A 6,387-nucleotide genomic window follows, 5' to 3' on the forward strand; every position below is an offset into this window, starting at 1 on the left:
ACGGTCCCGCCCGGACGGCCGCCCTCGCGGCCGAGCGCTCAGTACGCCACCCGGGCCAGCACCTCTCCGCTGCGCGGGCTGAACGCGACCACCACCGCCTCCTCGGGGAGGTGCTCCCGAGGCGTGAGCAGCAGCCAGCGCACTCCGTAGCGCCGGGCGATGGCCGCGCGCGCGTGGCGGGACGTCGACGGGGACAGATAGCGCGTCACGTCCGCCTTGCGGCGCAGCCGTTCGGACTCCGCGAGCGCCGGATCGGGCCACACCGGCGCCACCAGGAAGGGCCCGTACCCGGGCAGCGAACGCACTACGTAGTAGCCGTCCGCCAGAACCGTCTCACCGGGCGGGATGTGCTGGGCGGCCCAGCCGTACGTGGCCCAGTGCGGCGGGCGCTCCACGCCCCGCACGCCCAGACCCGGCGCCACCGCGCCCGCCTGGGCCCAGACGAACCCGAGGCACGCCCCGGCCGCCGCGAGCGGGGCCAGCACGCGCCGCGCCGTCGGCCACGGGCGCGGCCGGGCCAGTTCGACGGCGAGCGCGACCTGCGCGGGCACCGGGGCGACGGCGAGCAGCCGGCCGTACGTGTAGTGGCCGCTGACCCAGCCGTACAGGACGACCAGCGCGAACAGCAGCGTCATCAGCGCCGGCGCGTCACGCCGGTCGCGGCGCAGGCGCAACAGCAGGGCGGGACCGCCGAGCAGGGCCGCCAGCCAGTAACGTCCGATCAGATTTTCATACAGGGCCCTGTGCATGGAATCGATGCCGGTGTCACCGACGAGTGTGAAGATGTCGCAGTACGGCCAGGTCACCGCCACGGCCAGCGCGCCCGCCCCCGCCAGCGCCCAGTGGACGGCCGCCGCGCGGCTCCACGCCCCCTTCCGCGCGAGGGCGAGCCCGGCCGTGCCGATCACCGCGGCGATCGCGGTGATCGGATGGATGAGGACCACCACGCCGGTGAGCACGCCGAGCGCGGTGTACTCCAGCGGGGCCGCCCGCCACCGGGCGGTCCGGGAAGAACGTTCCGTCAGCCGGCCCGCCAGGGCCCAGATATGGAAGGTGAGCCCGATGGCGAACGTGCTCGGGTAGGACAGGTTGCCGGTCATCGACAGCAGACCGAGGAACCCGCTCCACCAGGTCACCGCGGTGCCCCACAGCACCGCCGAGAAGACCAGGGCGAACACCGGCGCCCACGCGCGCGAGGAGAACAGCCGGGTGAAGCGGCCGAGCCCGGTGATCAGGACCAGCAGATTGACCGGCCCGAAGAGCCGCACCACCAGCCGGCCGGGCAGCTCGGTGAGGTGCGCGAACAGGCCCTGGACCACGGAGTAGGGCGAGAAGTACGGGCTGCCCGCGCCCGGCAGGTCCGCCATCGGATGGGCGGGGGCCAGCAGATCGGCCCGCAACCGCTCCACCACGGCGGCGTGCGTGCCCAGGTCGCAGCAGAACGGCACCCGCCAGGCCGCCGCCGACATCACCACCCAGAACACCCCGCCGAGCACGAAGTACGGCGTGACGCGCCAGGCGGGGCCCGGGGGCGGCGCGTCGGCGGGACGGGCGGCGACGCGCCGGGGTGCCGGAAGCCGGGCGGGGCCGGGCGGAGGAAAGGTGCGCACGGATCATCGGTTCCGTGGGGGTGGTGATCCGCACCGGCATCCCGTCGCGATCACCCGATCAGCAGCCCGTCGTCAGCCGGTCGACGACCCGGCCCGCCGGGGGCGCGGGGCGGCGGTCCTCCAGCGGGACCACCGGCGGCCGGTCGGCGTCCTGGCCCAGGAAGACCCGGCGCACCACCCGCTCCGCCGCGTGCCCGTCGTCGTACGGACAGAACCTGGCCCGGAACGCGGCCCTCAGCTGCGCCGAGCGGGAGCCGCGCCAGTGGCCGGTGGAGAAGATGTCGATCAGCTCGTCCTCGGTGCGGGCGACCGCGCCCGGCGGGAAGGCACGCACGTCGAAGTAGGTGCCGCGGGCCGCCTCGTAGGCCTCCCAGTCGTCGGCGTGGATGACGATCGGACGGTCCAGGTTGGCGTAGTCGAACATCACCGAGGAGTAGTCGGTGACCAGCGCGTCGGCGGCCAGGCACAGCTGCTCGACCGACGGGTGCCCGCTCACGTCGATGATCCTCGGGTGCGCGTCCTCGGCCAGCGGCGCGCCGTAGGTGAAGTGGGCGCGGGTGAGCAGGACGTACTCGGGGCCCAGGGCGCGCGCCACGCGCTCCAGGTCCAGGGGGCGGTGCTGGCCGCGCCGGTAGTCGCGGTGCGTCGGCGCGTACAGGACGGCGGTGGCGCCGGCGGGGATGCCCAGACCGTCGCGGAGCCGGGCCACGTCGGCGGCGCCCGCCCGGTGGAAGACGTCGTTGCGCGGATAGCCGTATTCGAGGGTGGTGCAGTCCGAGGGGCGGACGCGCTCCCAGACGAGGGTGGAGTGGAGGTTGGCGGAGAGGCGGTAGTCCCACGTGTCGCTGCGGGCGAGCAGTTCGGCGAAGTCGGTGCCCCCGGCCGCCGCCGGGCGGTCCATCAGGTCCAGGCCCATGGTCTTGAGCGGGGTGCCGTGATGGGTCTGGAGCAGCACCTGGCCCGCCCGCTTGACCAGCCGGCCGTCGAACTCCACATTGCTGACCAGGTACTTGGCACGGGCCAGGGCCGTCCAGTACGCGAAGGTGTCCGGCGCCACCTTCCTGGTCGCGGGCGGCACGGTGTGCAGGTGCGCGGGCGCCGCCACCCAGGTGGTGCGCACCCGGGGCACCAGCTCGCGCACCGCCGCCTCGATCGCGGCCGGGTTGCAGGCGTACCCCCCGTATCCGTACGCGCTGAAGACGGCCTCCTCCCGCGCCGGCAGACACAGCTGCGTCCGGTAGTGCAGTTGGAGCACTCCCGCGCGCACGGAGCGGCCGAGCGCGCGCAGCGAGCGTCCCGCGCGGGCGCGCACGGCGCTGAGCGCCCCCAGCGCCAGAAAGGTGCGGCGGGCGCCGAGCCGCACCAGGCCGTGCCGCACCCGGACGCCGAGGGGGCGCGGGCCCCCGCCGGGGGAGCGGTGGCGGCGGTACTGGGCGCGCGCACACCGGAAGAACTCGGCGCGGCTGCCGCGCGGCAGCCGTACCCGGGAGGTGAACACGGCCAGGAAGTGGTCGGCCATCCTCCGGAAGATCAGCGGGTGCAGCGGCGCCAGTTCGGGGCGCGCGTCGAGGAACGCGAACACCCGCTCGTACTGCTCGAAGAGGTCGAAGTGGCGGCGGCCGGCCGTGGACAGGACGCCGCCCCGGCGGCGCCGGCGGTAGTGGACGCAGACCCGGTCCAGGGTGGCGAGCGACTCGGCGGCCATCAGCGCCGTACAGGTCCAGGGCACGTCCTCGTAGCAGCCGGGGTGGAAGCCGAAGCCCTGCTCCTCGACGAACTCACGGCGGTACGCCTGGTTCCCCACCGCGCTCGGAAGGCCGAGCAGCTCCGGCCGGTCCATGAGCCGGAAGGCGGCGGGACCGGCCTCGGTGAGCCGGAAGGCGGCGGGACCGGTCCCGGTGAGCCGGGGGGTGGCCGTGTCGCGGACCAGCTCGCCCGACCAGGACGTACGCGCGTAGTCGTAGACCAGCACGTCCGGGTCGCCGGTCTCCTTGAGCCGGTCCGCGACGGCCCGCAGGGCGCCCGGGACGAGCGTGTCGTCGCCGTCGAGGAAGAGCACGTAGTCGCCGGTGGCGCGGGCGAGCCCGGCGTTGCGGGCCGGGCCCGGGCCCGTGGTGGCGTCCAGGCGCACGGCGCGCACGCGGCGGTCGCGGGCGGCGTGTTCGTCGATGATCGCGCCGCACGCGTCCGGCGAGCGGTCGTCCACGACGATCAGTTCCAGATCGTCGTACGACTGGTCGAGCACCGAGCTCAGACAGTTGTGGAGATAGGCCTGGACCTCGTACACGGGAACGATCACGCTGAACCGGGGCATGGCCCGTAGAACGGCGTACGGCGCGAACGGGTTACGCCATGAGGGTGCCCGGGGTGAAGCCGCGGCGCACGCTTGACGTGGCCTCTGACCTGCGTCGCGGCAGCCCTTCCGGGCCACGCTTCCGGGCGGCCCTTCCGGTTGGCTTTTCCGGTTGGCTTTTCCGGGCTGTTCCGGCGGGCTACTTGACGGCGCCCGCCATCACCCCCGACACGAACTGCCGCTGGAAGGCGAAGAAGACGGCCAGCGGGATGACCATGGAGACGAAGGCGCCGGGCGCCAGGACGTCGATGTTGTTGCCGAACTGCCGTACCTGCTGCTGGAGGGCGACCGTGATCGGCGGGTGCTTGGAATCCGCGAAGATCAGCGCCACCAGCATGTCGTTCCACACCCACAGGAACTGGAAGATGCCGAGCGAGGCGATCGCCGGGCCGCCCAGCGGCAGGACGACCCGGGTGAACAGCCGTACCTCGCCCGCCCCGTCGAGCCGCGCGGCCTCCAGGAGCTCCCGGGGGATCTCCGCGAAGAAGTTCCGCAGCAGGAAGATCGCGAAGGGCAGGCCGAAGGCGACGTGGAAGGTGATCACGCCGACCGTCGTCTCGAAGATGCCGATTTTGCCGAAGAGCTTGGCGACGGGGACGAGGGCGACCTGGACGGGGACGACGAGCAGACTCACCACGACCATGAACCACCAGTCGCGGCCCGGGAAGTCCATCCACGCGAAGGCGTATCCGGCGAACGAGCCGATGACGACGACCAGGACGGTCGCGGGCACGGTGATCATCACGGTGGACAGCAGCGAGTCGGTGATCGTGCTGTTGTCCAGCAGGCTGGAGTAGTTGTGGAAGGTGAGCTGGGACGGCTCGGTGAAGACCTTCCACCAGCCGCTGGCGGCGATGTCCGAGGAGCCGCGCAGCGAGGACAGCAGCAGTCCGACGGTCGGCATCAGCCAGAACAGCCCGACCAGGACGAGGAAGACGCGCAGCGCGCCGCCTCCGGCCCGGGAGGCGAGCCGGGCGGGCAGGGACTGCTTGGCCTTGACGACCCCCACGGCTGTCATCGCCTGGCCTCCCGCCGCATCCTGCGGATATTGCTGTGCTGTCCCGGGGGGCGACCCCCGGACCCCCGGCAGGGGCCGGTCCCGGCGCGGTTGGTCCTCATCGCCTGGCCTCCCGCCTCATCCTGCGGATGTTGAAGAGCATCACCGGTATGACCAGGACGAGCAGCAGGACCGCGATCGCGCTGCCGACGCCGAGGTCCGCGTCCGTGCCGAACGAGGAGCGGTAGAGCTGGAGCGCCAGCACATTCGCGTCGTCCTGGCTGGAGCCGGGCGCGATGATGAAGATCAGGTCGAAGATCTTCAGCACGTTGATCATCAGGGTGACGAGGACGACGGCGAGGACCGGCGCGAGCAGCGGCACGGTCACCCGCCGGAACACCTGCCACTCGTTGGCGCCGTCCACCCGCGCCGCCTCCAGGAGTTCGCGCGGCAGCCCCGCGAGCCCCGCCGCGATGAGCACCATCGCGAACCCGGCCCACATCCAGATGTACGAGCCGATGATGGCGGGGGTGACGAGGGTCGGGCCGAGCCAGTTCACGCCGTTGTACGGCTCGCGGAAGTTGCTCCGGGGCAGCCGCAGCCGGGCGCCGTCCGCCTTGGCGGGCAGGGTGAAGGTCCCGTCCGCACGGGCGGTGGTGCTCGCCACGACCCGGCCGTCCCGTACGGCTTCGATCTTGAGGCCCTTGAGGCCCAGCTCCTTGGAGTCGATGGTGTTGGGGGTGCCGCCGCCCCCTTTGGTGAAGTCGAGCCAGGCGGTACCGGTGATCTTGCCGGGGTCGGCGGCGGCGGGCCTCGCCGGCTTCGCGGACGACGGCATCTTCTCGGCGGGCACCCCGACGAGCGGCAGCAGGGCGCTCTGCCCGGCGCGGACGGCGTCCTTGGTCACGAAGGTGCCGTCGCCGCCCGGCCGCAGCGGGGCGGCGGGCAGCGGACGGGCCCGGGGGAAGCCCGCCGACTCGGCGAAGGTGTCGTGCACCCCCACCCAGACGGCGTTGGCGACGCCCCGGTCCGGGTCCTGTTCGTACACCAGCCGGAAGATGATCCCCGCGGCGAGCATCGAGATCACCATGGGCATGAAGACGATCAGCTTGAACGCCGTTCCCCAGCGCACCCGTTCGGTCAGTACGGCGAAGACGAGGCCGAGGACGGTGGCGATCGTGGGGGCGCAGACGACCCAGATCGCGTTGTTCTCGACGGCCTTCAGGATGGTGTCGTCGGTGAAGAGCGTCTTGTAGTTGTCGATCCCGGCGAAGCCGTCCCCGGACCGGTCGAAGAACGAGCGGTAGACGGAGTACCCGATCGGATACACCACCAGCGCGCCCAGCAGGACGAGCGCGGGCAGCAGGAACCCGGCGGCGAGATAGACGCGCGTCCCGGTGACGCTCTTGAGGCTCCTGCGGCCGGGC

The 6,387-nt window shown here is 72.6% G+C and carries 4 protein-coding genes; all 4 read right to left on the reverse strand.

Going from position 1 to position 6,387, the window contains the following annotated elements:
- Positions 1 to 38: 38 nt before the first annotated feature.
- Entirely contained in the window at positions 39 to 1,610 is a 1,572-nt protein-coding gene (locus ACJA3G_RS27040; RefSeq protein WP_406555654.1) for a hypothetical protein, read from the reverse strand.
- A 58-nt stretch (positions 1,611 to 1,668) separates the two neighbouring features.
- Positions 1,669 to 3,924, reverse strand: a complete 2,256-nt coding sequence (locus ACJA3G_RS27045) for a CDP-glycerol glycerophosphotransferase family protein (RefSeq protein ID WP_406555655.1) — start codon at positions 3,922 to 3,924, stop codon at positions 1,669 to 1,671.
- Between the two features lie 178 nt (positions 3,925 to 4,102).
- Positions 4,103 to 4,981, reverse strand: coding sequence for a carbohydrate ABC transporter permease (locus tag ACJA3G_RS27050; protein WP_406555656.1), 879 nt, complete (start codon positions 4,979 to 4,981; stop codon positions 4,103 to 4,105).
- Between the two features lie 97 nt (positions 4,982 to 5,078).
- A partial coding sequence (locus tag ACJA3G_RS27055; protein ID WP_406555657.1) for a carbohydrate ABC transporter permease occupies positions 5,079 to 6,387 on the reverse strand: 1,309 nt, incomplete at its 5' end.

The organism is Streptomyces sp. YS-3 (genome assembly GCF_045257485.1).
Lineage (GTDB): Bacteria > Actinomycetota > Actinomycetes > Streptomycetales > Streptomycetaceae > Streptomyces.